This window comes from Faecalibacterium sp. Marseille-Q4164, from assembly GCF_017377545.1.
Lineage (GTDB): Bacteria > Bacillota > Clostridia > Oscillospirales > Ruminococcaceae > Faecalibacterium > Faecalibacterium duncaniae.
In genome coordinates this window covers 25,208-50,888 of sequence record NZ_JAFREJ010000017.1, presented here as the reverse complement: position 1 = coordinate 50,888, position 25,681 = coordinate 25,208, and the positions used below count along the sequence as shown (strand labels likewise).

The following is a 25,681-nucleotide window of genomic DNA, read 5'->3' as shown; positions in this document are numbered from 1 at the left end:
AGCTGGAGCGGCGGGTATCCTTGCCAATGACGATGCGGGCAGGCTCGTTGTTGCCGCTGCGCTCCCGCAGTGCATTATAATACCAGCCCAGAAAACGGCCTACCTTGTAGGCGTGGTCGGCGGTCAGATTCACACCGGCCTCGCCACGGAAGCCGTCGGTGCCAAAATATTTTCCCATAATCCTCTTCTCCTTCTATTGCAACGTTACGTTTTCTCTTATCCCTGAGAGCGCTCTCTCCTTGCTCTTACTTTTTATAATAGCATAAAACCGGAAAAGAATCCATGGGTTTGGGCATTCCGGGATGCTCTGCGCACACTTTTCTGTGCCGGTGCAGTGCCTTTTCCTCTCCCGTGCCGCCGCCCTGTTCTGTTCCGTATATCTGGTACCGGTTCCGGTAACGCTCCCGGTTTTTGCGAGAACGGTCTCGTTTTCTGAAAATTTTTCTTGTTATTTTTGACAAAATTGTTCGCCACTCTGCACAAAATCACAATTTTTCTCTTGACCTCCCCCCCGAACTATATTGAAGCTGCGATTTTTTTATGACATTTTCTGTCATGGATCGACACCGTGTAATTTTTGGGAGGACTGTTTATGAGAGCGAAGAATCTTGCATTGCGGGTGCTTTCTACAGCAGCGATGTTGTCCATTGTGACATCCATTGCGGCCCCCGCATTCGCGGCCACCTACTACATCAATGAGGGCAGTGTGGATGTTAAGGTCAGCGATGCCGGTGTAGTCACCGTCGAACAAGGCGGCGTGACCTACAAAGACGGCCTTGACAGCGTCGTCATCCGGGGCGGAACCCGCGGCGGAAAGGATGACGACCGCACCAAAGCCGATGCTTCCCCCGCCACGCAGGAAGCAGACGGGAGCAACGCCCCCGCAGTGAACGAGACGGAAGCGCCCAAGAGTGAGAATACCGCCGGGGACACTGCACCGAAGCCGGTAACCACACCCACCGAGGAGCGCAAAGAGGACACCCCGCAGCAGGAGCTCACCGAAGAGAAAACCGAAGAGAACGTGACCCCGGAGCCTGTCAAGGCAAAGGCAGAAGCTCCCAAGCCCACACAGGAGCCTTCCGCAGAGCAGGAGGAGGAAAAGCAGGAGAAGGAAGAGCAGCAGGAGGAGGAAGATGAGCCGACCGTTCCCTCTGCCCCCGCAGCACAGGCTGACAACAGCAGCACCAGCACCTCCGCAGAGCCGACCGATAATGTCATCACCATTGTCAACAACTTTGCCAAGAAGGCCGAGCAGGTTTTTTCGTTTGTGCTGGACAATGTGAATATTGACCGCAGTAATGATGGCTATGAAAACCACAAAGCGGCTCTCACGGTAAAGGGCAAAGGCGACACGGAAATTGAACTGGACGGAGACAACATCCTGAAGGGTGGTGAAAAGCACGCCGGTCTTGAGAAAAACGACAGTGACGGAACGGGTACACTTACCATTAAAGACGACAACAAAGCTGCGGACGGCAGCAAGGGCAGTCTCCTTGCAAAGGGTGGAGAATACGGTGCCGGTATTGGTGGTGGAGAATGCCAGGACACCTCTCATATCACAGTCACTGGCGGCAAAATCACAGCGGTCAGCGGGAGGCGTGCTGCCGGCATTGGCGGCGGTGGCAGTTCTGATGGTACAGACATTACCATCAAAGGAGATGCCACTGTAATTGCAAGCGGCGACGCCGGTGCTGGCATCGGCGTCGGTGGTGACGGAGGCAACTACACAAAGGGTTATGGTAAAGTTACCATTACCGACCACGCAAATGTTATAGCCTGGTCCGAATATGGTGCAGGCATTGGCGGCGGACGAAACGCCGGTGGTGATATCACAATTTCAGGGGATGCCACCGTTGCAGCAGAGGCCCACAATGATAGCGTCGCAATTGGCAGCGGCGGACGGCTTTACCCCAGCGACAATCCTGATAACTATAAAAACCTCAACACGAACATTACCATCTGTGACAAGGCAAATGTTACCGCAGTTGGTTCCGGTTCCCATCCTGCAATCGGTTCTCTGGGTTACGTTATTCTCCCTGATGGTGTCAGCTATCCTTTTACCACCACCATCAATATCCTGGGCGGCACCCTGAATGTCATCAATCGAGGGGACGACCATTACACTTCTGATGTTCCTGCTATTGGCAATCAAAGTGCCGGTGGTCGAAACACAAACGCGGATCTTGTTCTTAACATCAACGCAAGCACTGGCAATACTGTCATCAACGCTTATACCACCGGCAGCAATGCGGCAACCATCGGAAAAGGATATACTCTTAAAAAAGATGACGAACAGATCCAGTACAATGCAGACGGAAGCTCCAAATTTGGCGAAGACGGTTCTGTCGTTCTGAACCTGTTCCGAAATTCTACCACGAAAAAGAAAGGCGAAAAAATCGAAACAATCTATAATAACTGGTATGATCTGCATAAAATCATCGGCGGCGAACGGTACGACACCCTGCACAATGCCAAGTGGCTGAAAGACAACGGCTACACCAGTGAGCTTGCCACCGACACCAACCATGCATGGAAGGTGGACGACACGAAGGAGCGGGTAGAGCCCACGCTGGAGCATGAGGGCCACGTTTACTATAAGTGCAGTGTGCCCGGCTGCAAGGCCGTGCACGATGAGGTGCTGCCCAAACTGGAATCGAAACCTACTCCGGAACCTACTCCGGACCCCACCCCTGTGCAGCCCGACACGCCCGCTGACACCCAGAGCACCCCCAAGGACGATGTGAGCACCCCCAAGCTCTACGTCATCGACCTTGCCAGCACGCAGGTGCTGTTTGATGAGACCCGTCAGAACGACACCGTGACCTACACCACAAAGCAGGACGGTGCCAGCCTGACCGGCTCCTTTGAGGCACTGGAGGCCATGGCTGAGGATGGCGTAAAGACCATCGTGTTCCAGACCATCGGCACCAACACCCCCGGCGCGGTGAGCCGTGTCTCGGTCGATGCCCTGCTGCAGCACGGCGGCGAGACCCTGCTGCTGACCCACAACGGCACTGAAGTCCACCTGACCATCGACGGCCAGAACGCTGACAGCCTGCTGCTGCAGTAAGCGCCAACCCCCTTCTGCCGAGTTCCGCATCTTGGCAGAAGTTCTGAATATCCCAAAACCACAAAAGGCCTCGGAAGCGCATTCCGGGGCCTTTTGTGGTTTCTCCTTCATTTTTTACGCACCATCCGGCGTTTTTCGCCCCGGAACAACCGCTCTTTTTTCAGCCTTTACTGCATCTTTAGGAAAAGTATGGTATACTTTTCATCTGGAGTAGAATAGATATGGAGGGATCCCCATGAAGCAGAAGACCCGCTGGCACGACGCGCTGGTCCTGGCCGCTGTGCTGTGCGCCGCCTTTCTCATCGTGACCGGCACACAGCAGATCACCGGCCGGATCGATGGCGTTGCATCGATGGTGTTTGTTCTGGCAGTTTTTTTGATCTCGATCTATACGGATGGTTATGTGTGGGGCGTGGTGGCTTCCCTGATCGGCGTGCTGGCCGTGAATTTTGCGTTCCGCTCCCCTTACTTTGCCTTCAACTTCACTCTGCCGGAAAACCTGTTCTCAGGCATGGCGATGCTGGTGGTGTCCATTATGACCAGCACCCTGACCACCCGCATCAAAAAGCAGGAACAGCTGCGGATGGAGAGCGAGACCGAAAAGATGCGGGCCACCCTGCTGCGGGCCGTCTCCCACGATCTGCGCACGCCCCTTACTTCCATTTACGGGGCATGTTCCACGGTCATTGAAAATTATGACAGCCTGGAAAAAGAGCAAAAATTAAAACTTCTTGGCGAAGCCTGTTCCGATGCCCAGTGGCTGAACCGGATGGTGGAGAACCTGCTGTCCGTCACCCGCTTTGACGACGGGCAGGTGGCCGTGCAAAAGACCCCCACCGTGCTGGACGAGCTGATCGACACCGTGCTGGTGCGGTTCCAGAAGCGCTACCCCAAGGTGCCCGTTACCACCTACCTGCCCGACAGCTTCATCGTGATCCCCATGGACTCGATGCTGATCTCGCAGGTGCTGACGAACCTTTTGGAAAATGCCGCCGTCCACGCCGAGGGGATGACCCAGCTGACCCTGCGGGTGTTCACGCTGGGCAGCCGGGCAGTGTTTGAGGTATCGGACAACGGCTGCGGCATTCCGAAGGAGCGCCTGCGCACCCTGTTCACCGGTGTGCTGCCCGCCGATGCCGCGGCCGACAGCGGCAAGCACGGCATGGGCATCGGCCTTTCGGTCTGTGCCGCCATCGTCAAGGCACACGGCGGCGAGATCCAGGCCGAGAGCAAGGTGGGCGAGGGCACCAGCATCCGCTTCTGGCTGGAGACCGAATCGATCGAGACGGAGGAAAACGAAGATGAGCAATAACAAATTCAAGGTTCTGGTCGTGGAAGATGAGGCCAACATCTGCAGCTTTATTGAGACGCTGCTGGAGACCAACGGCTATCAGGCCCTTGTTGCCAACACCTGTGCCATGGGCCAGACCCTGTTCACCTCCCACAATCCGGATCTCATCATCCTGGATCTGGGCCTGCCTGACCGGGACGGACTGGAGCTCATCCGTTTTGTGCGGCAGAAGTTCCTGACCCCCATCGTCGTGCTCTCGGCCCGCACCACCGAGCAGGACAAGATCGAGGCGCTGGATCTGGGAGCCAACGATTACATCACCAAACCCTTTGGCACCGGCGAGCTGCTGGCCCGGGTGCGCGCCGCCCTGCGCACCAACCGCTTCGGCGTGCTGGGCGGGATGCCCGGCGGCGTATTCCGGGCACAGGGGCTTGAGATCAACTACGAGCGCCGCAAGGTCTTTGTGGACGGTGCCGAGATCAAGCTGACCCAGACCGAATACAACATCGTGGCCTTCCTCTCGGAACATGCAGGCCGGGTGATGACCTATGCCGCCATCGTGCGGGCCATCTGGGGCGATACCGACTGCGGCAGCACCAAAAAGCTGCAGGTCAACATGGCAAACATCCGCAAAAAGCTGGGCAGCGTGCCTGGCCGCAACACCTATATTCTGAACGAACTGGGCGTGGGATACCGGATGATCGACGAGGACACCGATGCCAGGCCCGAAAGCTGAGGACTGCGTATGCTTCCTGCACTGATCATTTTTCTGCTGACCTATCTTCTGATGCTGGCCCTGCCGCAGTACCGGCCTTTTGCCGCGCTGGGCGGGGCCGCTCTGTTTCTGGCTCTGGGCGCGGCGGGCCTGTGGGACTTCACCCTGATGGATGCCGCCCGGGCTGTGGACTTCAATGTCCTGCTGATGATGGCGGGCACCATGGGCACGGTCTCTCTCTTCATTGAGAGCAGGATGCCTGCCCGGCTGGCCGAGCTGCTCATCGTGCGGGTGCCCAATGTGAAATGGGCCGTGTGTATGCTGGCCCTTTTTGCCGGGGTCATCAGCGCCTTTGTGGACAATGTTGCCACGGTGCTCATGGTGGCCCCTGTGGGCCTTGCCATTGCCCGCAAGCTCAAGATCTCCCCCGTGCCCGTCCTCATCTCCATTGCGGTCTCCTCCAACCTGCAGGGAGCCGCCACCCTTGTGGGTGACACCACCAGCATCCTGCTGGGCGGCTTTGCGGGGATGAACTTCTTCCATTTCTTCTGGATGGAGGGCAGGCCCGGCATCTTCTTCGGGGTGGAGCTGGGGGCGCTGGCCTCTCTGGGCGTGTTGCTGTTCACCTTCCGGCACGAGACCCAGCCCATCTCGGCCACGGTGGAGACCGAGGTCACCGACACGGTTCCCTCCGCCCTGATGCTGCTGACGGTGGGCCTGCTCATCGCGGCATCCTTCCTGCCCCAGCCTGCGGGCGGTCTGCCGCTGGCGCTCTATGGCCTGCGCAGCGGTCTGATCTGTGCAGGGGTCTGCCTGTTCGGCATCCTGCGCGCCTGCCTGCGCCGCCGCTCGTTCGCACCGTTCCGGCTGGCGGCCCGGGAGCTGGACTGTGACACCCTGCTGCTGTTGTTCGGGCTGTTCATCCTGATCGAGGGCATCCGCAAGGCCGGAGTCATCGATGCCGCCGCCCAGCTGTTCTACACCCTCTCCGGTGATGATCCCTTCCGGCTCTATACCCTGCTGGTATTCGTCTCGGTGGGCCTTTCTGCCTTCATCGACAACATCCCCTATGTGGCCACCATGCTACCGGTGGTGCAGGGCATTGCCGGGCTGATGAACGGCGGTGCAGGCTTCCCGCCTGAGCTGTTTTATTTCGGCCTGCTCACGGGCGCAACTCTGGGCGGCAACCTGACCCCCATTGGCGCTTCGGCCAACATTGCAGCCATCGGAATCCTGCGCAAGCAGGGTGAGCAGGTGCGCACCCGTGATTTCCTGCGCATCGGCATCCCGTTCACACTGGCAGCCGTCCTGACAGGCTATGTGTATCTCTGGCTGGTGTGGGGCGCGTAAGCGCTGCCGTAGCCGTGCGAGTGCCGGCCGCCTGCAAATTCGATCCTGCTGAGCCGAAGGCCTGCGTGCCAAAGCAGAAGCAAAAAGCGCGCCGTGTCCAACGACACAGCGCGTTTTTCTTGTTTATTCCAACCCGATCTGCTGGGCGTATTCTTCCAGCAGCTCCCGCTCCAGGAAGGGGGTTTTCACGCCCTCACGGTCGCGGTAGGTCTCGTGGCCCTTGCCGATGACGGCGATCAGGTCGCCCTCCTGGGCGTGATCCACAGCGTAGTGGAGCGCGTCCAGACGGTCGGGAATCTCCACAAACTTGGCATCGGGGTTGCCCTTGTTCATGCCCACCCGGATATCGGCGAGGATGTCCTCGATCTTCTCAAAGCGGTTGTTGTCCTCGGTCAGGATGGAGAAATCCGCCATTTTGGCACAGGTCTCGCCCATGCCGTAGCGGCGCAGCTTGGAGCGGTTGCCGCCGCAGCCGAACACCACCACCAGCCGGTGGGGGTGATAGGCCCGCAGGGTGGTGAGCAGACTCTCGGTGGAGACCTCGTTGTGGGCGTAGTCCAGCAGGATGGTAAACTTTTTGCTGATGGGCACCAGCTCCACGCGGCCCTTGACCACGCACTTGCCCAGACCCTCATGGATGGCGGCATCGGGCAGGCCCAGCACCTTGCCCACGGCCAGGGCGGCCAGCGCGTTGTAGACGCTGAACTCGCCGGGCATGTTCACCCTGACATCCATATTGTCTCTGCCGGAGACGTGGAACGCCACGCCCAGAAAATCGTGGGTGCGCAGCAGCTCACAACCCTCGGCGCGGTAGTCGGCCTTTTCACTGCGGCCATAGGTCACCAGCTTGCAGGTGTGGCCTTCCAGCAGGGCTTCGGTGTTCTCGTCATCGATGTTCACCACGCCCACATCACACCGCCGGAAGAGCTGCCCCTTCCAGCTGCGGTACTCCTCAAAGGTCTTATGCTCACCGGGGCCGATGTGGTCGGGGGAAAGGTTGGTGAACACGCCGATATCATAGTGCACCCCCGCCACACGGTCCATCATCAGGCCCTGGCTGGACACCTCCATCAGGGCCACATCGCAGCCTGCGTCCAGAAACTGGCGGAAGGTCTTTTGCAGCTCGTAGCTCTCAGGGGTGGTGTTGGCGGTCTCCTGATGACGGCCCATGAAATAGATGCCGTTGGTGCCGATCATGCCGACCTTTTTCCCGGCAGCTTCCAGCACACTCTTGATCATGTGGGTGGTGGTGGTCTTGCCCTTGGTACCGGTTACGCCGATCATGGTCATCTGGCGGGAGGGGTTGCCAAAGAGGTTGCCGCTCATCAGCGCCATGGCATAGCGGCTGCTCTCCACCTTGACCACGGTCACACCGGGCATGGCAGAAAGGTCGATGTCGTGCTGGATAACCAGCACGCTCACGCCCTTGGCGGCGCAGTCCGCGGCAAACTCGTGGCTGTCACGCTGGGTGCCCACGATGCAGACAAAGGCAAGGCCCGGGGCCGCCTTCCGGCTGTCGTAGATGATGTCCTGCACTTCGGTATCCAGGCTGCCCTGCACCAGCGTAAAGGGCACGCCTTCCAGTAATTGTTCCAGCTTCATAACATTACACGCTCCTCATTGGGTCGTTTGGGGTTGATTTGCATCGCCCGCCGCCGGGGTCGTTCCTTCGTCGGGGGTCGGCTGTGCCGTCGGTCCGGCTTCGGGTCCTGCCGGGGCTGCGGCGGTATCCGTTGGAGTTTCGGCAGCGGCATCTGCAGCGGCTTCGCCCTCTGCCGGGACAGTGTCGTCTGTGGCCGTGCCTTCTGCCGTTTCACCGGTCACACCTTCTTCGGCGGGTGTTTCCTCCACCGGTTCAGGCACGATGTAGCCGGAGGGCAGCTCCGGCTCACCCTGTGCAAAGGTGAACTTGCGGGTGCTGGACATGCTGATATGGGTGAAGTCCAGCTTTCCGGTGTCGGTCGCGGCACAGCCCTTGCCGTCCTCATTCAGCAGGACGTGCTTTGCCAGCTTGAGCTTATATTCCAGCTCGTTCAGGGTGCCCAGCCAGACGCTGATGCGGTCCTGATAGAGGAAGGCCATCTCGTCCACATCCGCAAACTCGATGCGGGTCACGTCGGCGCTCATGCCTGCGGCATCCAGCGCGGCCAGCAGGGTGTTCAGGCTTTCCAGCCGCTGGTCCGCCTCCTCCTCAACAGTGCCGGAGGCGCTGCTGTCGGCGGCGCTGTCCGGGGTGCTGTCGGCCTTGGGCTCTGCCGCAAAGGTCAGCTGTTCGCCGGGCTCGGCAGAGACCGGTTCGCCGCCGTACAGAGTGGGCAGACCGGCAGGCTGGGCAGAATCCTTTTCCAGGATCTTCAGGCCGCCCGAGAGGGTCAGCCAGCCGGAGGAGGTCTGCATGGCCCAGGCAGGCTGGGCTTCTGTTACCCGCACCACCACAGTGCCGGGGTAATCCCGCTCCACCCGGATATCCTCCAGCATGGGGAACACTTTTTCCAGCGCGGCGGCCTTGCTGCCGGGGTCAAAACTGAAGATATTCTCTTCCAGATGGACATCCAGCGCCTGCAGGATCTGGTCGCTGGTATAGCCGCCGGCCTCCTGCACCACACCGTCCGCTGTCTGCACCTGAATGGAGCTGATCTTGAACAGCATCGTCACGGTGAGGTAGACCCCCGCGCCGATGACGCAGAGCAGCATGACAAGGGCCGTGAGCCGCCGCATGAGCCTGCGCCGCCGGATGGCGGCCCGGGTCAGCTTCCGCTTTTTCCTGCCCTCCCGCCGGACGGGGTCACGCCGGGCGTTCTGCCCCTGCACCGGCCGCATCCGCTGGCCGCTGCGGCTCTGGGCGTTCTGCGGGCGGCGCTGGGTGTTCCGGTTCTGGCTGCTGGCCGGGCGGCGGTTCCGCTGATTGCCCCCGGAGGTGCGCCGCTGGCCGTTCTGCCCACCGCGGGGGCGCTGTGCGCCGCTCTGGCTGCTCCGCCCGCCGGTGGGAAAGGTGATGCTGTTGTCCGGGTAGGATCCGTAGTTCACCGTGCGCTCCGTATACCGGCTGGGGCGGGGCGCATCGGGGTCATAATTGGGGTTCGTGATGGGGTGGCCGCCGGAGGAATATCCTGCGTACCCGCTGTACCCCAGGTCACTGCCTGCACCCGCGCTGCTGCGGCGCTGGGTGCTCTGCCCGCCGCGCCGGTCATCCCGGGCCTGATCGTAGGCCCGGCGGCGCTTGCGGTTCCGGCTGTTCCGGTCATTCTGCGGCATCCGGCTGCACCTCCTTTCCTCTGTTTTTTCCTTCCGTTACGGGGTCTTGACCAGCTTGAGCAGGGCATCCGCAATGCGGTCCAGGCTGTCGTCCACCGACAGGCTCCGGGCATTGCGGCCCATCTCAGCCAGCTTGCCGGGCTGGGCCAGCATCCCGGAAACGGTCTGCACCAGCTTTTCGCCGGTCAGGTCTTTTTCCTCAATGACCACAGCAGCGCCGGCCTTCTGCAGCTCCATGGCGTTGTAATACTGGTGGTTCTCTGCCACGTTGGGGCTGGGGATGAGCACAGCGGCACGGCCCACAGCCTCCAGCTCGGCCAGTGTCAGGGCACCGGCGCGGCTGATGACAAGGTCCGCTGCTGCCAGCAGCTCGGGCATATTGTTGATGTATTCCTTCACCACAAGGCTCTCGCCGGGGGCAAAGCCCTTTTCCTTTTCCAGATCCTGAAACAGCTGCACGCCGTACTGACCGGTGGCATGGAGATGGAGGACGGGCTTGTGGTTCTTCTGCTCCCAGGCGCAGAGGTCGGCCACCACCTCGTTCACGCGGCGGGCACCCAGACTGCCGCCGAAGGAAAGGATCACGGTGCGGTCGCCTGCGCCCAGTTCGGCACGGATGGCTTCCCGGTTCTTCGCCTGGGTGAACACCTCAGGCCGGACAGGGTTGCCCACCACGATGGTCTTTTCGGGTGCGCCCAGCTTTTCCACGGCGGCAGGCACAGCGGCGAACACGATGTCCACATCCGGGGCCAGCAGCTTGTTGGTCACGCCGGGAAAGGCGTTCTGCTCATGCAGGGCGGTCTTGATGCCCTGTCTGGCGGCGCAGCGCACCACCGGGCCGGACACATAGCCGCCGCAGCCAATGACCAGGTCGGGCTGGATGTCCTTCATCATCTTTTTGGCCTTGGGGCCGGAGAGTGCCAGATTCCACAGGGTAATGATGTTCCGCTTGATATTGTTCAGGCTCAGCTTCCGCTGAAAGCCGGTGATCTCGATGTGATGGAAGGGATAGCCCGCCTGTGTGACCAGACGGTACTCCATGCCCTCCTTCCGGCCCGCAAAATGGATCTCGGCGGTGGGGTCGGCCTTTTTGATGGCTCCCGCAATGGCCAGAGCCGGGTTGATATGGCCGGCAGTGCCGCCGGCTGCAATGAGTACACGCATCTTGGTTCCTCCTTACTGTTCTGTCTGCGCTCTGCGCGCGGTATCCAGCACAATGGTCTTTGCCTTGCGCTGGCGCTCCCGCTCAGCGTGGGCTTCCTCCCGTTCCAGACGGGCCCGTTCGCCGTTGCGTCCGATATTGACCATAACGCCCATCTCGGCCAGCAGCAGGATCAGACTGGTGCCGCCGGAGGAGAAGAAGGGCAGCGAAATGCCGGTGTTGGGCAGGGTGTTCGTGACAACGGCGATGTTGCAGAACACCTGCCAGGCGATCTGCGCCATGATGCCGATGCCCACCAGCGTGCAGAACCGGTTTTCGGCATGGAAGGCGATCCAGAAGCCCTGCACCAGAAAGAGGACGAACAGCACGATGACAATCACCGCGCCGACGAAGCCCAGTTCCTCGCACACGACACTGAAGATAAAGTCGTTGGTGCTCTCCGGCAGCCAGAGCTGCTTTTCGATGCTGTTGCCAAGGCCCAGCCCCGTGGCACCGCCCGAGCCGATGGCGTACAGGCTCTGCTTGGTCTGGCTGGTCATCCGGTCAAGATCCTGCGTCCAGCCGTCCAGACGGCTCTGCAGGTAGTCGATGGAGTCCACGTGTTTCAGCAAAGTCTCCAGCAGGAACAGCGCGGCACCGGCACAGCCCCAGGTAATGATGCCGCCGCTGCCGCCCAGCAGCAGGATGGTGCCCACGATGGCCGTGGTCAGCAGGATGCCCGACATGTGGGGCTCCAGCACCAGCAGGATCAGAACAGGCATCAGCCACAGGATGGGCCGGATGAGCTCCACCACGATGCTGTGGTGGACCCACTTGCGCAGGGGCACCTCGCCGAATTTGATCTGCGGGGTCCTGGCGGCAATGTCTGCCGTGAGCAGGATCATCTCAAACTTTGCCACCTCGGAGGCCTGTAAGGTCAGGCCGCCAAAGCTGATCCACCGGCGGCAGCCGTTGATGGGGCTGCTGAACAGCACCAGCACCAGCAGGATCAGGCAGACGATATAGCCCAGCTTGACCATTCTGCGCAGGAAACGGTGGTCAAAATAGGAGAACAAGAACATCATGCCCAGGCCCAGCACCGTGCAGAGCAGCTGGGATTTGATGTAATGGAAGCTGTCCCCAAAGCGGAGATAGCCCGTGGTATAGCTTGCACTGAACAGCATGACCAGCCCGAACACCATGATGATGGCCAGGGTCGCCATCCAGTTGAGCAGGATGGGCGGCCAGGGGCCGGGGTCCCGCTGAAAGACGGAAAACGGCTCTGCTTTTTTTCTGCGGAGTGTTGCCAAACTGCACCCCTCCTTAACTGATTTTTGCCAGCTGAACGGTCAGCGCCACGCCCAGCATGGCAATGACACAAAAGGTATAAAAGATCTGTTCCGCGCTCTGGCCCCGCAGCTCCAGCCAGCGGTGGAGCGGTGCCGAGCGGAACAGCTGCCTGCGGCCCCGGCTGGCCTTGCAGACCAGGATCTGCAGGGCCACCATGCCGCCCTCCAGCCAGAAGGGCAGGGCCAGCGGCAGGGTGAGGTCAGGCCAGCCGATGCACAGGGGCACGCACCCCAGCATCCCGGCCAGAAACAGGCTGCCCACGCTGCCCAGCCGCAGCTTTGCGGGCGGGAAGTTCCAGAGCAGGAATGCCATCAGGGAACCGGCCAGCGCGGCGGGCAGAACGCCCAGCGGGAACCAGCCCAGCAGGGTCATCACCCCCATCAGGCCCAGCATGGCCGCAAAGGACGTGCCGCAGACGATGCCGTCCATGCCATCGGCAATGCGGGCGCACTCGGCCAGTGCGACCAGCAGTCCTTCCCACAGCAGCGGGGCGGCAATGCCCAGATCGATATAGCCCACACCCGGCAGGGTGATCCCGGCTGCAAGGCAGCCTTTGGCTCCCAGCAGCACCAGCACCACGGCACCGGCAGCGGCTTCCAGCCCAAGGCGGGTGTACCGCCGCAGGCCCAGCACGGAACGGTTGCGGATGCGGGCCAGATCCTCCAGCAGGCCCACACCGCCAAAGAGCAAAGCTCCCAGCAGCGCTGTGAGCAGCCGGACCGAGAACAGGCTCTCAGCCCCCAGCAGTTCAGGCTGAGCCACACAGGCGGCTGTCCAGCCCACGCCCACAGCAGCCAGCACCCCCACCATCAGGCAGAGCCCGCCCATGGTGGGGGCCTGCGGCGGGCGCTCCGGCTCGGCATCCGGTGCTTCCTGCTTGGGTGATGGTGCCTGCCGGGCCTTGGGCTCATCCCAGCGTCCCTGGAACGCCCGCAGCAGCGGCACCATCAGATTCCCGAGCGCCGCCGTGAGGAAGAACCCCAGCGTTGAGGCGGCGATCAAGGCGAAACGAATCATAGCTCGATGTTACTCCTTGTAAAAGATCTCCAGCACTTTTTCCAGTGCCATGCCGCGGCTGGCCTTGACCAGCAGGGCATCGCCGGGCTGCATTTTGTTCAGCAGGGCCTCGGCGGCCTGAGCGTAGGTGTCGGCATGGAGGGTGGGCAGCCCCTTGGCAGCAGCCACCACGGCAATGCGCTTGGCCTGCTCGCCATAGGTGACGAGGTAGTCCACCTTGTTCTCCACGGCCTGACGGCCCACCTCCTCGTGGGCGGCGCGGCTGATATCACCCAGCTCCAGCATATCGCCCAGCAGGGCAAAGCGGCGCTTGCAGGGATATTCCCTAAACATGGCCAGCGCGGCCTTCATGCTGTCGGGGTTGGCATTGTAGCAATCCTCAATGACATCCACGCCTCTGACGTGCACCACCTTCTGGCGCATTCCGGTCTGCTCAAAGTCAGCCAGACCGGCAATGACCCGGCGGGCATTCAGCCCCAGACGGGTGGCGGCGCAGTAGGCAGCCAGTGCGTTGGCCACATTATGCCGGCCCATGGCGGGGATCTTTACGAGGAAAGTCCCCTCCTCGTGATCCTCCAGCACAAAGCTCATGCCCTTTTCATCCTGCTGGATGGACAGGGCACAGACATCAGCGTTCTCATCGCCCAGGCTGAACCAGACCGGGCGGACATGGTCGGGCAGAACGGCCTTGCGCAGGAAGGGGTCGTCCCCGTTCAGCACCAGCGGAGCACCCTCCGGCAGACCGGCGCAGATCTCCAGCTTTGCCTTGCAGATGTTCTCCTGACTGCCCAGATTGCCGATGTGGGACACACCGATGCAGGTGATGATGCCTACATCCGGGCGGGCGCACTTGCTCAGGCGCTCGATCTCCCCGGCGTGGCTCATTCCCATCTCCACCACGGCGTACTGGGTCTCTTTGCCGATGCGGAACATGGTGCGGGGCAGGCCCAGCTCATTGTTCTGGTTGCCCTCGGTCTTGATGGTACTGCCAAAGCCTGCAATGGCGGCGTAGGTCATCTGCTTGGTGGTGGTCTTGCCCACGCTGCCGGTCACACCCACCACTTTGGGGTGGAACTGGCTGCGATAATTGGCCCCCAGCACCATCATGGCGTGGTAGCTGTCCGGGCAAATCACGCTCTTCTCCTCCGGCACGCCTTCCACGGGGTGGTTCAGCACCACGCAGAGCGCGCCGTTTTCCAGCGCCTTGGCGGCAAAATCATGGCCGTCGAATTTTTCGCCCGGGAACGCCACAAAGATGCACCCGGGGCAGACCTCACGGCTGTCGGTGGTCACCAGCGTGACCGGGGTCTCGCACTGGGCCAGCGCGTTGACCGCCAGGCCCTCCAACAGGATGTTTGCTGCAATTGCTTCCATACTCTCATTCCCCTTTATCCACAGATCAGATGTACGATGGTTCCCTGCTGGACGCTGGAGCCGGGTGCCTCACTCTGGCTCTGGACCGTGCCGGAGCCTTCGACTGTGCAGTTGAACCCTGCGGCGTTCAGCATCTGCCGGGCAAAGTCCGCGCTCTTGCCGGTCACGTCCGGCACCTCGGCGTGCTTGCCCTCATAGGTATCGGTATACAGATAAACGGTGGTGCCGTAGGGCACCTCTGCCCCCGCGCGGGGGTACTGGTAGGTAACAAGGGCGGCGGTCTGGTCGGATTCGCTCTCGGCCAGGTGATGCTTCAAGCCCTTGATGTTCAGCTGCACCTGCGCGTTGCTCCACTCCTTGCCCGTCAGGTTGGGCACCTTGACGGTGGTGCCGCTGCGGTCCACGCCGTCGGTGGCGATGCCCAGATAGGGCGCGATCTCGCTGATGATGTTGCCCACCACCGGAGCCGCCAGAATGGAGGAATAGTCGGTGCGGGCATTGTTGGGGTCGTCCAGCATGACATAGACCAGGATCTCCGGGTCGTTGGCGGGCAGGACAGCCGCAAAGGATGCCACCTTCTTGTAGTCGCCGTCGGCGCGGCGGTCCATGTTCAGCTGCTCGGAGGTGCCGGACTTGCCGCCGATGCGGTAACCTGCAACGTAAGCGTTGCCGCCGCCGCCCTGGGTGCCGTCGCCCACCTCAAACTCCATGATCTGGCGGATGGTCTCGCTGGCGCTCTCGCTGATGACCTGACGGCGGATGTTGGTGCCGATCTCCTGCACCACATTGCCGTTCTGGTCCGTGATCTTATCCACCACATGGGGGGTGACCAGATAGCCGCCGTTGACTGCCGCCGAGACGGCGGTGCACACCTGCAGCGGGGTCACGGCCATGGCCTGACCAAAGGCGGAGGAAGCCAGCTCCACCTCGCCCAGACGGCTTTTGCTGTAATACTGCATGAAGCTGGTCTCATTGGGCAGGTCCACACCGGTGCGCTCGGTAAAGCCGAAGGCATCAAAGTAATCATAGAACAGGCTGGAACCCACGCGCTGGCCCAGCTGGACAAAGTAGATGTTGCAGCTGTTGCGCAGGGCCTCGGCCAGATTCTGGGCCCCGTGCGCCTTTCTGCCGGCGCAGTGGTAGGTCTGCTTTGCCACGCTGTACGCGCCGGAGCAGTTCAGGGTGGTGTAATAGGTCGCCTTGCCGCTGTCCACACCCATGGCGGCGGTGATGACCTTGAACACGCTTCCGGGGTAGTACAGCTCGGTGATGGTCTTGTTCTTCCACTGGATATCCCGGTAGGTGCCGGTGTAGTCGGCCTCCTCATCCGCGATCTTCTGGCCGTTCTCGTCCCGCAGGTAGTTGCCGTTCTCGTCTTTTTTGTAGATGGTGTACAGCTCCGGCTCAGCCTGCACCTGCTCCGTCAGGTAGGCCAGATTGGCACTGAAATCCTGCGGGTCATTGGGGTCAAAGTCCGGCTTGGAGGCCATGGCAAGGATGGCACCGGTCTTGACATTCATCACAATGGCGCAGCCGCGGTTCTCAACGGTGTTGGCCGCCACGGCCTCGTTCAGGTAGCGCTCCACCACCTCCTGAATGTTCACATCCAGTGAGAGCACCAGATTGGAACCGTCCTTGGCGGCGTAGGTGGTGGCATTTTCATCGGCAATGGCATTGCCGTAGGCGTTGCGCAGGGTGATGGTGCGGCCATTCACACCGGCCAGTGTGGACTCATAGGAGTTTTCCAGACCGTACACGCCCTGACCGTCCGCATTGCAGAAGCCCAGCACGGCGGCGGCAAAGCGGCCGTAGGGGTAATCCCGCTGGAAGCCCTTGGAGGCCGACACCGACACCCGCCCCTTGCGGACAGTGGGGGTGCCGTCGTCGCTCTCCTCCTGGCCCAGGCCCAGCTTGCCCAGGATCTTTTCCAGCGCACCGGCGGATTTTCCGCTCTTGCTGTGGGCCTTGTTGTAGGTCTTGACGTACTCCTCAATGGAGAGCTTGATGGCATTGTTGACCTTGGTGGCCAGCACCTGATAGGAGCTTTCGTTTTGGGAGAGGGCATCGCAGACCGCCTGATACTGGGTCTGGTACTCTGCCGAAGTGGTGTCCACGCTGTCCAGACTCTCGCCGTCGCCCGAAAGCAGGCGCAGGGTGATCTGGGTGCAGACCTCCTTCATGGCGGCCTCATCGATGGTGCGGGTCTCCGCCTTGGTGTCCTGATCGGTAGTGGTGGTATACAGGGCCGTGCTGTAAGAGGGGTCGGCCCAGATGGTCCAGACCACGCTGGTGGAAGCCAGCGTGATGCCGCTGGTGTCGTAGATCTCACCGCGGGTGGCCTGAATGGTGCTGTCCAGCAGCTGCTGCTCGGCGGCGTACTGGCGGTAGGTGGCACCGTCGCGGATCTGGATCTTGTACAGGCTGTAGATCACGGTCAGCGCGGCGACCACCACAAGAAGCACGGCGGCACCAAAGCTGATATGACGCAGCCGGGCACTGAGCCGTGCGTGCGGGTCCGCACTGCGGCGGCGGACGCTGTTCTTTTTGGGATTGGAGGATGGTGTTTGCATTGCGTACTCCCGAAGAAAACCGAAAAAGCGTGCGCTGCCGCACGCTTTTCGTTGTTTGGTTTATTTTGCCGTTCTGACAGAGGCAAGAATGGTCATTGCCCCATCGTGGAGCAGATCCGACCACTGCCGCACAGCGGATGCCTTGCGCACCAGAACGCTGCCCTCATCCAGCCGGATGTAGGTGATCTGGCTCTGGTCGATCTTCATCAGCCCCAGGCGTGTGGCAGTCTCCTCAACACTTGTGATGTTGGTGCGGCTGTTCAGGGCACTGTTGTAGTATGTATACTGGCTCTGCTCGCTCACAAGCTCTGCCTTGGCGCTCTGGATCTGAGAGTTCAGCTCCACCAGCTGTGCCTCGCTCCACAGCAGGCTTACCGCAAAGCCCACCAGCAAAGCCGCGCCCACCAGCTGCAGCGCGTGCTGCATGGCAGCCCGCACGGGGTTCAGCCGCTTTTTGCCGCCCTTTTCTACCCGCAGCGGGACTTTTGGCTGTGCCTGCGGCGCTCTTCTGCGCCGGACCTCTGTCATATCGTATGCTGCCTGACCCATGGTGATCTCCTCCTCACATCTCCGGGGCTGTGCCGCCCTCAGATCTTTTCCAAAACCCGCAGGTGGGCCGAGCGGCTGCGCCGGTTCTCTTCCAGCTCCTGCGTGTTGGCTTCAATGGGTTTGCGTGTGATCAGCTTTGCCTTGGCCTTGCCGCCGCAGACGCACACCGGGAACTCCGGCGGGCAGGTGCAGGCGGTGGACCAGCGGCGGAACTTGTTTTTGACCAGCCGGTCCTCCAGCGAGTGGAAGGTGATCACGCAAAGTCTTCCACCCGGTGCGAGATGCGCAAAAATGGTATCCAGCCCCTCTTCCAGTGCGTCCAGCTCATGGTTTACCGCAATGCGCAGTGCCTGGAAGGTGCGGCGGGAGGGGTTTTTGTTCTTCCGGCGCTCCGCCGGGGGCATGGCGCTGGCCACGATATCCGCCAGCTGCAATGTCGTTTCAATGGGGGCAGTTTCCCGGGCTTCCACGATCCTGCCCGCGATCTGCCAGGCGAAGGGCTCCTCGCCGTAATCCCGCAGGATGCGGGCCAGCTCCTCCCGGCTCTCGCTGTTCACGAGATCGGCGGCCGTCTCACCCTCCTGGCTCATCCGCATGTCCAGCGGGGCATCTGCCCGGTAGGAAAAGCCCCGGGCCGCGTCATCCAGCTGATGGCTGGACACGCCCAGATCGAGCAGCGCGCCGTTGATCGTTTCAATGCCCAGCTGCTCCAGAGCTTGTCCGGCATAGCGGAAGTTGATCTGCACCACGGTGGCAGGCAGGCCCGCCAGCCGGGCCCGGGCCGTCTGCACGGCATCGGGGTCCTGATCCAGCGAGATGAGCCTGCCGCCCTGCTCACCGTTCAGCCGCAGGGCGATCTGGCGGGAGTGCCCCGCGCCGCCCGCCGTGCCGTCCAGATAGGTGCCCGCCGGGTCGATCTTCAGGCCGTCCAAGCACTCGTTCAGCAGCACCGGGACATGCTCAAACGAGGCCGGGTCAAAGGGCTGTGCTGTTTTTTCTGTGTCCATGTTCCCAGCCTCCTTTCAAAACTCAGATAAGATCCTGCATCTGCCGCCCTTTTCTGCCCGGAGCTGCTGCCCGGGAAAGCGGCCTGCGGCCTGCCGGGAGTTTGTGGCCCGGTCAGCCTTGAGGATACAATTTTATTGTAACAAAACAGGCCCCTGATTGCAAGAGTTTCCCTTTTGTTTTTTCTCTCAAAATGTACCAAAAAAAGCCCCTGCAAGCCGTCGTTTTTGCTTGCAGGGGCCGGAAGCTCTCACCGGGAAATTTCACATTCCCGCATCAGAGCTGTTTCCGGGGGCTCTGGCGCAGGTTTGCACGGACATTTTTGACCTGTGCGGCGTTTTCCGCCATCGTCTCTTCCGTGGTCTTGAGCATATTATCACAGTAGTCGGTCACGGTCTGGCGGACAGTGCGGGCCTCGGTCTGGGCGGCGGAGACGATCTCTCCGGCGCGCTGCTGGGCCGCCTTGACGATCTCGGCCTCGCTCACCAGCACACGGGCGCGCTCCTCGGCCTTTTTTACAATGGCCTGCGCCTGTGCGTTGGCCGATTCGATGAGCTGGGCACGGTCGCTGACAATGGACTGGGCCTGCCGCAGCTCCACAGGCAGGTTCTGGCGGATCTCGTCCAGATAGTCCCGGATCTGCTCTACATCCACGATGCGCTTGCCGCCCGAAAGGGGCATTCCGGCGCTCTCCTCCAGCGTATCCTCAATGGTATCCAAAAGCTCGTTTACGTTCATTCCGCATCTCCCTCTCCGGCGCTCTGCCGGGGCTTACCATACTTCCACAGCAGGACTTTGCCGTATTTATACTGTTTTTTCAGGGTCATGCCGCCCACCTCGGCAGGCAGCACCAGGCCGGTCTCACTCTCGCAGATCACGATGCCGCCCGGAGCCAGGCATTTGTCCACGCCGGGCAGGATCTTTTCCAGCGTGCCGGTGTGGAAGGGCGGGTCCAGCAGCACGATGTCGAACTGCTCATGGCAGGCGGAGAGATACCGTGCCGCCTCGCCGATGTTGACCCGGCTACGGTCAAACACGCCGCAGTTCTTGCAGTTCTTCATCACGATGTTCACGGCCTCCCGGTTCTCGTCCAGGAACACGCACCGGGCCGCACCCCGGCTCAGGGCCTCGATGCCCAGCTGGCCGCTGCCTGCGTAGAGGTCGAGCACCCGGGCACCGGGCAGGTCGAACTGGACGATGCTGAACATGGCCTCCTTGACCTGATCCATCGTCGGGCGGGTGATCTCGGTGCCGGGCAGGGCTTCCAGCCTGCGGCCCCGTGCTTCTCCTGCAATAACGCGCATGTATCTGCCTCCTTCTCCCGCTGTCCGGGCCCCCTGCCCGGCCAGCAGCTGTTTCGTGTTTTCGTATCTCCATATTATCGTCAAAACGCAACTCTTTGTCAAGGGCACGCGTTGCACTCAGGGTGCAATTGTGCTAAAATCAGGGCAAAGCGCCCCATGTGCGGCGCGTTTTGCCAAAAAAGGAGAGTATCTGCTTATGAAAGTCCTGCTCATCAACGGCAGCCCCCACGAGAAGGGCTGCACCTATACCGCCCTGTCCCTGATCGCCGAGGAGCTGAACGCCAGCGGCATCGAGACCGAGATCCTGAACGTCGGCACAAAGCCGGTAGGCGGCTGCATCGGCTGCGGCGGCTGTGCCGCCGGTAAGGGCTGCGTGTTCGGCGGCGTGGTCAACGAGGCCATCGAAAAGGCCAAGACTGCCGATGCCTTTGTGTTCGGCACACCTGTCCACTACGCGTCCGCCTCCGGCAACATGACCAGCTTCATGGACCGTCTGGCCTACGCGGGCGGCAAGTATCTGGCCTACAAGCCCGCCGCCATCTGCGCTTCGGCCCGCCGCGCCGGCACCACCACCACGCTGGACCAGCTGGTGAAGTACCCTGAGTTCTTCCACATGCCGCTGGTCAGCGGTTCCTACTGGCCCATGGTCCACGGCTCCAAGCCCGAGCAGGTGCTGGAGGATGAAGAGGGCTGTGCCGTGATGCGGGAGCTGGGCCGCAACATGGCCTGGCTGCTCAAGTGCATCGAACTGGGCAAAGCAAACGGCATCACTCACCCCGAGAATCCCCGCCGCCCCATGACCAATTTTATCCGCTGAGTTTCCCCTCGCTCCCGCCTGCCCGGCGGGGGCTTTTTTGATTTTAACAGCTTTTTCTGCAAAAACGGAAAAAATAAGGGAGCGAGTGCTTTTTTCGTTCACAACTTTGTGGTAGCATAAGGGTAAGAATTTTTTGTGCAGAGCGATGGAGACAGGCTATGGAACACTACGATTGGAACGACGGCTGGCTGTTTGCCCCCACCTTTGATCCCGCCATCGTCCGCCCCGAATGCACCGGGGTGGAGCTGGAGCCGGTGCGCTTGCCCCACACGGTCAAAATGCTGCCCTACAACTATTGCAACGAGAACGAATACCAGCGGGTGTCCGGCTACCGGCGGGAGTTTTTTGCGCCCAAAGAGTGGCAGGGCCGCACGGTACTGCTGACCTTTGGAGCCGTGGCCCACGATGCCACCGTGTTCTGCAACGGGCGGCGGGTGTTCCACCACGGGTGCGGCTACACCGCCTTTACTGTGGACCTGACCGAATCGCTGCTGCTGGGCCAAAAAAATGTGGTGGCTGTCCGGTGCGACAGCCGGGAGGACCTGAACATTCCTCCCTTCGGCGGGCAGATCGATTTTCTGACCTACGGCGGCATCTACCGGGCCGTCAGTCTGGACGTGAAGGAGCCCGCCTACCTGCGCGACATCTTCATCGAGGCGCAGGCCGAGGGCGATTTCCGCATCTATTCCTCCACGGTGGGCGAGACCATCGGCTGCACCCTGCAGGCCGAGATCCGCAGCCCCGCCGGGAGCAGAGCCCTGTACAGCGGTGAGCTCAGCCTGCCCATTGTGGGCACCCTGAACGGCGTGCACCCCTGGAGCGTGGAGCACCCCTTCCTCTATACCCTGACCGTCCGGCTTATCCGGCCCGGCACCAGCGGCCTGCCCGACCGGGTGCTGGACGAAAAGAGCACCCGGTTCGGCTTCCGCACCATCCAGTTCGTGGCCGGGGGCTTTTATCTGAACGGCCAGCGGGTGGAGCTGCGGGGCCTGAACCGGCATCAGAGCTACGCCTATCAGGGCTATGCCATGCCGGACAGCATTCAACAGCTGGATGCCCAATTGTTGAAAAAGCAGTTGGGCTGCAATGCAGTGCGCACCAGCCACTACCCCCAGAGCCCGGCTTTTCTGGATGCCTGCGATGAGCTGGGCCTGCTGGTGTTCGTGGAGATGCCCGGCTGGCAGCACATCGGGGATGAAGCCTGGCAGGCCCAGGCATTGCAGAACTGCCGCGAGATGGTCTGCCAGTGCCGCAACCACCCCAGCGTGTTCCTGTGGGGCGTGCGGGTGAACGGCAGTTCCGATAACGAGGCCTTTTACAAGCGCACCAACGAGGCTGTCCATCGGCTGGACCCCACCCGCCCCACCGGCGGCGTGCGGATCGCCCGCAAGAGCCAGCTGCTCGAGGACATTTACGCCTACAACGATTACTCCTACTCCGGCCGGGGCCCGGGCTGCGAGCCCCGGTCTGCCGTTACGCCTGACCTGCGCAAGGGCTACCTCATCAGCGAGTTCGGGGGCCAGCAGTTCCCGGCCAAAGCCTTTGACGACGAGCCGCACCGGCTGGCACAGGCTCTGCGCCATGCTGCCGTCCTCAACGATGCCATTGCCCAGCAGGGCGTGGCCGGTGCCCTTGGCTGGTGCATGGCCGATTACAACACCCACCGCGAGTTCGGCAGCGGCGACCGCATCTGCTACCACGGCGTGACGGACCTGTTCCGCAACCCGAAGCTCTCTGCCGCCGTCTACGCAAGCCAGAAAACGCCCCGCTCCCCTTCGGACGTGGTGTTCGAGGTCTCTTCCAGCATGGCGCTGGGCGACCACCCCGGCGGCTTTGCCGGGGCCTGCTGGGTGTTCACCAACGCCGAGAGCGTCCGCCTCTACCGGGGCAACGATTTCATTGCCGAGTTCACCCCCGACCGCCGGGGCCGCTTTGCCGCCCTGCCCCACCCGCCCATCGAGATCCAGGATTTCGTCGGCTCCCTGCTGGAAAAGTATGAGGGCCTTGACCAGAGCACAGCCCCGCAGGTGGCGGCCATCCTCAACGAGATGCGCCGGGACGCGCTGAACCTTTCGCCTCTCTCCCGGGCGCGGATGCTCTCCCTGCGGCTGAGCGCAAACGACCTGCTCCGGATGTACTACAAATACATCGGCGTGCTGGGCGGGCCGTCCAGCGTTTACCGGTTTGAGGCGGTCTGGCACGGGCGCACCGTCCGCACCGTGGTCAAGGAGCCGGTGCAGTCGGTCCGGCTGGAATGCGTGGTGCACAATCCCATCCTGACCGACGGCCCCACCTGGGACTGCGCGGCGGTCAGCCTGCGGGCCATCGACCAGAACGGCAACCTGCTGCCCTACTGCGGTGAGGCCGTTCAGCTCAGCGTGGAAGGCCCGGTAAAGATCCTGGGCCCGGCCATCGTCCCCCTGCGGGGCGGCATGGCGGGCACCTACCTTGCCACCACCGGTGAAGCAGGCCGTGCCGTGCTGCACTGCCGGATGGAGGGCGCGCTGGATGTGGAGGCCGCCCTGACCGTGCGCAAGCGCTCCGGTGCAGAGAATGCCAATTAAATTTCGTCCTTTCATGGTAGATTTGCAATCTGTTCAAAGTTTTATCATGGTTGGCTGATATTCTATTGTTGTGAACAATCAAACGCCCTCTCCGTCCATGCGTCCGCGTGGCTGAGAGGGTTATTCTTGAGGACAAAGGACCGGAAATCTATGAGAGAGAAACTTCGTCAGTTTATGATCGGCCGCTATGGCACCGATGGCCTGAACCAATTCCTGAGCATTGCCTCGCTGGTGCTGCTCCTCATCGCCATCATCAGCCGGGTCAACCTGTTCACCTATCTGGGCGCGGCCCTGCTGATCTTCTGCTACTACCGCACCTTCAGCCGGAACATCTCCAAGCGCACCGAGGAGAACTACAAGTTCTACACCCTGAAGGACCGGGTGGACAACAAGTTCAAGGGCTGGAAAGAGCAGTGGGCCAACCGCAAGGTCTATCACTACTATCGCTGCCCCCAGTGCCGCCAGAAGCTGCGCGTGCCCCGCGGCCGCGGCCGCATCCAGATCTCCTGCCCCCGCTGCGGCACCCAGTTCATCAAGAAGAGCTGAGCCATGTTCGGATATGTTATCCCGAATCAGGCCGCACTCAGCCCGGAGGCACAGGCGCGGTACCGCGCGGCCTACTGCGGGCTCTGCCGCCGCATTGGCGCGCTGCACGGCACCCGGGGGCGGCTGACCCTGAGCTATGACCTGACTTTTCTGGATCTGCTGCTGTGCAGCCTGTACGAGGGCGAAAGCGCCTGTGTGACAGGCTGTGACCACTGCCCCATCCACCCCATCCGGAAGGTGGAGTGGCGTTCCAGCGGCCCCACCGATTACTGCGCGGACCTGAGCGTGGCTTTGCACTACTACAACGCGCAGGACAAGTGGAACGATGACCACAGCCTGCTGGGCCTGGGCTTTGAAAAGATGCTTGCTGCCCCCACGCAGCAGGCCGCTGCCCGCTGGCCCCGCCAGTGCAGCGCCATCCGCACCTGTCTGGATCGGCTGGCCCGGTACGAAGCCGAGGGCAGCGAGGATCTGGATGCCGTTTCCGGCTGCTTTGGGGAACTGATGGCCGAACTGTTCGATTACCGGCAGGACCACTGGTCGCCGGAGCTGCGCAGCATCGGCTTCAACCTGGGCAAGTACATCTACCTGCTGGATGCCTACGACGACCTGGCCCGGGACGAGCGCAAGGGCGCATACAATCCCCTGCGCACCCTGAGCAGAGAGCCCGGGTACGAGGAAGAGATGCGGGAGATCTTTGAGCTGCTGCTGGCCAACTGCGCCCGCAGCTTTGAGCGCCTGCCCTGTGTGGAGGACGTTGACCTTCTGCGCAACATCCTGTATTCGGGCGTGTGGCTCAAATATCACTGCAAAAATGCAAAAAAGAAGGACAAAACCGCCTAATCCCGGCGGTTTTCCTTGATTTTTCCGTTCCAGTCCTGTACACTAAAGATTGCTTGTGCGGCACAGCGGCCGCACAGATGGTAATAGAGACGTGAGGAAGTAGACCGATGAGAGACCCCTATGAGGTTCTGGGCATCCAGCGCGGTGCCAGTGAAGACGAGATCAAAAAGGCTTACCGTGCCAAGTGCAAGCGCTGGCACCCTGACCTGAACCCCAACGACCCCACCGCCGAAGAGCACTTCAAGGAGGTGCAGGCGGCATACGATGCCATCACCAAGGGCGAGACCGGCCCCCAGATGGGCGGCGGCTACGGCGGTGCCTACGGCCAGCAGAGCGGCCCCTCCTACGGCGGCTATCAGCAGGGGTACCAGCAGAACGGTTACTCCAACGGGGATTTCGGAGACTTCGGCTTCGGTTATGACCCCTTCGGATTCGGGTTTGGCTTTGGCGGCAATTATCAGCAGCAGCGCGGCCCCGGTTACAACGGTGCAGACACGCCTGAGATGCAGGCCGCACGCAACTTCATCGTCAACCAGCGCTACCCCGAGGCCCGCCGCGTGCTGGACGGCATCACCGTGCGCACCGCCCGGTGGTACTATCTCTCCTCGCTGGCCAATCAGGGCCTGGGCAACAGCATCGATGCCCTGCAGGATGCCCGCCGCGCAGCCCAGATCGAGCCCGGCAACACCGAATACCAGATGAACCTGCGCAATCTGCAGGACCCGGGCCGCACCTACCGCACCCAGACCACCTACGCCCAGCCCGGCGGCCTGATGCGCTGGTGCTGGAGCATGATCCTGCTCAACCTGCTGTGCAACTGCTGCTGTGGCGGCGGCTGGGGCTGGCGGTTCCGGATGTAAGCGCAAAAAATGATATAAGGACAATTAAAAAATCCCTCCCTGCCGGCGTGGCAGGGAGGG

General features: G+C 61.6%; 20 protein-coding genes and 1 pseudogene. 9 read left to right on the top strand and 12 right to left on the bottom strand.

Translation table 11 applies throughout. From position 1 onward, the window contains the following. A pseudogene (locus J3352_RS12075) lies at positions 1-178 on the bottom strand (phosphoglucosamine mutase); the annotation flags it as partial. Positions 179-592: 414 nt separating this feature from the next. Between J3352_RS12075 and J3352_RS12070 the strand changes: the two are divergent. The 4 genes from J3352_RS12070 (at position 593) to J3352_RS12055 (ending at position 6,426) form a co-directional block, all read left to right on the top strand. Continuing rightward, a complete protein-coding gene (locus J3352_RS12070; RefSeq protein ID WP_156067407.1) occupies positions 593-3,070 on the top strand; it encodes a hypothetical protein in 2,478 nt (825 codons plus the stop codon). A 235-nt stretch (positions 3,071-3,305) separates the two neighbouring features. Then, the gene (locus tag J3352_RS12065; RefSeq protein ID WP_156067405.1) at positions 3,306-4,382 is read left to right on the top strand and encodes a DUF4118 domain-containing protein; all 1,077 of its coding nucleotides are present in this window, start codon (positions 3,306-3,308) and stop codon (positions 4,380-4,382) included. Next, positions 4,372-5,097: a response regulator transcription factor gene (locus J3352_RS12060; RefSeq protein ID WP_097770172.1), complete on the top strand. Its 726-nt coding sequence runs from the start codon at positions 4,372-4,374 to the stop codon at positions 5,095-5,097. The genes J3352_RS12065 and J3352_RS12060 overlap by 11 nt, the downstream gene beginning before the upstream one ends. 9 nt (positions 5,098-5,106) lie before the next feature. Beyond that, the gene (locus J3352_RS12055; RefSeq protein ID WP_156067403.1) at positions 5,107-6,426 is read left to right on the top strand and encodes an SLC13 family permease; all 1,320 of its coding nucleotides are present in this window, start codon (positions 5,107-5,109) and stop codon (positions 6,424-6,426) included. 123 nt (positions 6,427-6,549) lie between these two features. Here the strand turns inward: J3352_RS12055 and J3352_RS12050 are convergent, their stop codons facing one another. The 11 genes from J3352_RS12050 to rsmD all read right to left on the bottom strand — a co-directional run bounded on the left by J3352_RS12050 (position 6,550) and on the right by rsmD (position 19,991). After that, the gene (locus J3352_RS12050) at positions 6,550-8,028 is read right to left on the bottom strand and encodes a UDP-N-acetylmuramoyl-L-alanyl-D-glutamate--2,6-diaminopimelate ligase (RefSeq protein ID WP_098923478.1); all 1,479 of its coding nucleotides are present in this window, start codon (positions 8,026-8,028) and stop codon (positions 6,550-6,552) included. A 15-nt stretch (positions 8,029-8,043) separates the two neighbouring features. Then, a complete protein-coding gene (locus tag J3352_RS12045; protein WP_242699963.1) occupies positions 8,044-9,681 on the bottom strand; it encodes a cell division protein FtsQ/DivIB in 1,638 nt (545 codons plus the stop codon). A gap of 36 nt (positions 9,682-9,717) precedes the next feature. Then, the gene (gene murG, locus J3352_RS12040) at positions 9,718-10,845 is read right to left on the bottom strand and encodes an undecaprenyldiphospho-muramoylpentapeptide beta-N-acetylglucosaminyltransferase (RefSeq protein WP_117534217.1); all 1,128 of its coding nucleotides are present in this window, start codon (positions 10,843-10,845) and stop codon (positions 9,718-9,720) included. A 12-nt stretch (positions 10,846-10,857) separates the two neighbouring features. Beyond that, on the bottom strand, positions 10,858-12,132 hold the full coding sequence (locus tag J3352_RS12035; protein ID WP_097770176.1) for an FtsW/RodA/SpoVE family cell cycle protein: 1,275 nt from the start codon (positions 12,130-12,132) through the stop codon (positions 10,858-10,860). A gap of 13 nt (positions 12,133-12,145) precedes the next feature. Further along, entirely contained in the window at positions 12,146-13,189 is a 1,044-nt protein-coding gene (locus J3352_RS12030; protein WP_156067401.1) for a glycosyltransferase family 4 protein, read from the bottom strand. 9 nt (positions 13,190-13,198) lie between these two features. Then, positions 13,199-14,563, bottom strand: a complete 1,365-nt coding sequence (gene murF / locus J3352_RS12025) for a UDP-N-acetylmuramoyl-tripeptide--D-alanyl-D-alanine ligase (protein ID WP_097772924.1) — start codon at positions 14,561-14,563, stop codon at positions 13,199-13,201. Positions 14,564-14,577: 14 nt separating this feature from the next. Beyond that, positions 14,578-17,133, bottom strand: a complete 2,556-nt coding sequence (locus J3352_RS12020; protein WP_097772925.1) for a penicillin-binding protein 2 — start codon at positions 17,131-17,133, stop codon at positions 14,578-14,580. 60 nt (positions 17,134-17,193) lie between these two features. Then, complete coding sequence (locus J3352_RS12015) at positions 17,194-17,682, bottom strand: hypothetical protein (protein ID WP_005930066.1); 489 nt, start codon at positions 17,680-17,682, stop codon at positions 17,194-17,196. 38 nt (positions 17,683-17,720) lie between these two features. Next, positions 17,721-18,689 (bottom strand): 16S rRNA (cytosine(1402)-N(4))-methyltransferase RsmH, encoded by a 969-nt coding sequence (rsmH, locus tag J3352_RS12010; RefSeq protein WP_005930069.1) that lies wholly within the window; start codon positions 18,687-18,689, stop codon positions 17,721-17,723. Positions 18,690-18,963: 274 nt separating this feature from the next. Beyond that, positions 18,964-19,425 carry a hypothetical protein gene (locus J3352_RS12005; RefSeq protein ID WP_005930075.1) on the bottom strand — a complete coding sequence of 154 codons (462 nt, stop codon included), beginning with the start codon at positions 19,423-19,425 and terminating at the stop codon, positions 18,964-18,966. After that, positions 19,422-19,991, bottom strand: coding sequence for a 16S rRNA (guanine(966)-N(2))-methyltransferase RsmD (gene rsmD, locus J3352_RS12000; protein WP_097770180.1), 570 nt, complete (start codon positions 19,989-19,991; stop codon positions 19,422-19,424). The genes J3352_RS12005 and rsmD overlap by 4 nt, the downstream gene beginning before the upstream one ends. A gap of 196 nt (positions 19,992-20,187) precedes the next feature. On the opposite strand from rsmD, the gene J3352_RS11995 reads away from it, so the two are divergent. The 5 genes from J3352_RS11995 (at position 20,188) to J3352_RS11975 (ending at position 25,621) form a co-directional block, all read left to right on the top strand. After that, entirely contained in the window at positions 20,188-20,808 is a 621-nt protein-coding gene (locus J3352_RS11995) for a flavodoxin family protein (protein ID WP_156067399.1), read from the top strand. 158 nt (positions 20,809-20,966) lie between these two features. Continuing rightward, the gene (locus J3352_RS11990) at positions 20,967-23,372 is read left to right on the top strand and encodes a glycoside hydrolase family 2 TIM barrel-domain containing protein (RefSeq protein ID WP_156067397.1); all 2,406 of its coding nucleotides are present in this window, start codon (positions 20,967-20,969) and stop codon (positions 23,370-23,372) included. A 150-nt stretch (positions 23,373-23,522) separates the two neighbouring features. After that, positions 23,523-23,918: a hypothetical protein gene (locus tag J3352_RS11985; protein WP_005930086.1), complete on the top strand. Its 396-nt coding sequence runs from the start codon at positions 23,523-23,525 to the stop codon at positions 23,916-23,918. A 3-nt stretch (positions 23,919-23,921) separates the two neighbouring features. Beyond that, entirely contained in the window at positions 23,922-24,761 is an 840-nt protein-coding gene (locus J3352_RS11980; RefSeq protein ID WP_097772928.1) for a DUF5685 family protein, read from the top strand. Positions 24,762-24,868: 107 nt separating this feature from the next. Next, positions 24,869-25,621 carry a J domain-containing protein gene (locus J3352_RS11975; protein WP_156068784.1) on the top strand — a complete coding sequence of 251 codons (753 nt, stop codon included), beginning with the start codon at positions 24,869-24,871 and terminating at the stop codon, positions 25,619-25,621. The last annotated feature ends 60 nt before the right edge of the window (positions 25,622-25,681 follow it).

What these genes read in the sequence shown, in the direction of transcription:
- J3352_RS12070 (WP_156067407.1), top strand. Translation starts at nt 593, where the DNA reads ATGAGAGCGAAGAATCTTGCATTGCGGGTGCTTTCTACAGCAGCGATG.
- J3352_RS12065 (WP_156067405.1), top strand. Translation starts at nt 3,306, where the DNA reads ATGAAGCAGAAGACCCGCTGGCACGACGCGCTGGTCCTGGCCGCTGTG.
- J3352_RS12060 (WP_097770172.1), top strand. Translation starts at nt 4,372, where the DNA reads ATGAGCAATAACAAATTCAAGGTTCTGGTCGTGGAAGATGAGGCCAAC.
- J3352_RS12055 (WP_156067403.1), top strand. Translation starts at nt 5,107, where the DNA reads ATGCTTCCTGCACTGATCATTTTTCTGCTGACCTATCTTCTGATGCTG.
- J3352_RS12050 (WP_098923478.1), bottom strand. Translation starts at nt 8,028, where the DNA reads ATGAAGCTGGAACAATTACTGGAAGGCGTGCCCTTTACGCTGGTGCAG.
- J3352_RS12045 (WP_242699963.1), bottom strand. Translation starts at nt 9,681, where the DNA reads ATGCCGCAGAATGACCGGAACAGCCGGAACCGCAAGCGCCGCCGGGCC.
- murG (WP_117534217.1), bottom strand. Translation starts at nt 10,845, where the DNA reads ATGCGTGTACTCATTGCAGCCGGCGGCACTGCCGGCCATATCAACCCG.
- J3352_RS12030 (WP_156067401.1), bottom strand. Translation starts at nt 13,189, where the DNA reads ATGATTCGTTTCGCCTTGATCGCCGCCTCAACGCTGGGGTTCTTCCTC.
- murF (WP_097772924.1), bottom strand. Translation starts at nt 14,563, where the DNA reads ATGGAAGCAATTGCAGCAAACATCCTGTTGGAGGGCCTGGCGGTCAAC.
- J3352_RS12020 (WP_097772925.1), bottom strand. Translation starts at nt 17,133, where the DNA reads ATGCAAACACCATCCTCCAATCCCAAAAAGAACAGCGTCCGCCGCCGC.
- J3352_RS12015 (WP_005930066.1), bottom strand. Translation starts at nt 17,682, where the DNA reads ATGGGTCAGGCAGCATACGATATGACAGAGGTCCGGCGCAGAAGAGCG.
- rsmH (WP_005930069.1), bottom strand. Translation starts at nt 18,689, where the DNA reads ATGGACACAGAAAAAACAGCACAGCCCTTTGACCCGGCCTCGTTTGAG.
- J3352_RS12005 (WP_005930075.1), bottom strand. Translation starts at nt 19,425, where the DNA reads ATGAACGTAAACGAGCTTTTGGATACCATTGAGGATACGCTGGAGGAG.
- rsmD (WP_097770180.1), bottom strand. Translation starts at nt 19,991, where the DNA reads ATGCGCGTTATTGCAGGAGAAGCACGGGGCCGCAGGCTGGAAGCCCTG.
- J3352_RS11995 (WP_156067399.1), top strand. Translation starts at nt 20,188, where the DNA reads ATGAAAGTCCTGCTCATCAACGGCAGCCCCCACGAGAAGGGCTGCACC.
- J3352_RS11990 (WP_156067397.1), top strand. Translation starts at nt 20,967, where the DNA reads ATGGAACACTACGATTGGAACGACGGCTGGCTGTTTGCCCCCACCTTT.
- J3352_RS11985 (WP_005930086.1), top strand. Translation starts at nt 23,523, where the DNA reads ATGAGAGAGAAACTTCGTCAGTTTATGATCGGCCGCTATGGCACCGAT.
- J3352_RS11980 (WP_097772928.1), top strand. Translation starts at nt 23,922, where the DNA reads ATGTTCGGATATGTTATCCCGAATCAGGCCGCACTCAGCCCGGAGGCA.
- J3352_RS11975 (WP_156068784.1), top strand. Translation starts at nt 24,869, where the DNA reads ATGAGAGACCCCTATGAGGTTCTGGGCATCCAGCGCGGTGCCAGTGAA.